Origin of the sequence: Pseudomonas sp. SH10-3B (genome assembly GCF_019891415.1) — a bacterium.
In the GTDB taxonomy this organism is placed as follows: Bacteria; Pseudomonadota; Gammaproteobacteria; order Pseudomonadales; family Pseudomonadaceae; genus Aquipseudomonas.
Window position 1 is genome coordinate 1 of sequence record NZ_JAFLXD010000115.1, and the last position, 1,024, is coordinate 1,024.

1 pseudogene is annotated in these 1,024 nt (G+C 59.1%); it reads right to left on the reverse strand.

Features of this window, described 5'->3' with window-relative positions:
- Positions 1-1,024 (reverse strand): annotated as a pseudogene (locus J1G35_RS30580) (type IV secretion protein Rhs); the annotation flags it as partial.

The window sequence follows — 1,024 nt, forward strand, 5'->3', positions numbered from 1 at the left end:
GCGTTGCTGGTCGTCGTAGTGGTAGTGGCTGAGGAGTTGGCCTTGTTGGCGCTGGTGTTCTTGGCCGGCCTTGAACAGATGGGAGGTCAGCAGTGCGCTGTTTAACTCGACGGTGGCGAGGTGGCCGCCTTTGCTGTGGTTGAACACCAAGCGGTTGTTGTCGGGCAGGCGCAGGTTTTTAAGTTGGCCGCAGGCGTCGTAGCCATAGCGCAAGGTGCCCCAGCCCTGATGTTCGGCGGTGAGGCGGTTTTGTTGGTCGTATTCGTAGGCCAGCGCCCAGTGGCCGTCGTCGACGCTGAGCAGGTTGCCCTGTCGGTCGTAGGCATATTCAACAACGCTGGCGTCTGGCAGGGTTTTTCGTACGAGGCGTCCGGCGTGGTCTCGCCCATAACGAGTGACTAACTGACTGCCATCGTCACCGTGTTCGATTTTTTCTTGCAGGTTGCCGTTGAGGTCGTAGGCATAAGCCGTACGCTGCCCGTCAAACCCGGTTTCCTGCTGGATCAGGCCGTTGGGGTGATAAGCAAGTCGGTAGGTCTCGCCAACCTCGTTTTCGATCTCGGTCAGCAGTAATCGCGCATTGTCGTAGCGGTAGTTGACCTGGGTACCGTCGGCGTTGATACGGCGGCTGATCAGGTGCAGGCCGTCGGCGTATTCGTAGCGAGTAACGTGGCCCCGTTCATCGCGTTCGGCGGTGATTTTGCCGTAGGGGTTGTAGCTGTATTCCCGACATGCCCCACCGGGCAGCACCACGCGAACCAACCGACCCACGCTGTCCCACTGATACTGGGTCAGCGCGCCATGTGCATCCTCGCGGGCAATCTGTCGGCCAAGATCGTCATAGCGATACCGCTTGATCCCGCCATTGGGCAGTTGTTCCTCTATGAGCTGCCCACGGTCATTCCACACCAGCCGCTGACAACTGTGATCGGGGTACCAAACCCCGACCAGTTGCCCGTATTTGTTGTAGCTGTAGTCCGTGACATGACCGTCGGGATCGATCTTACGAATGACATCGCCCTGG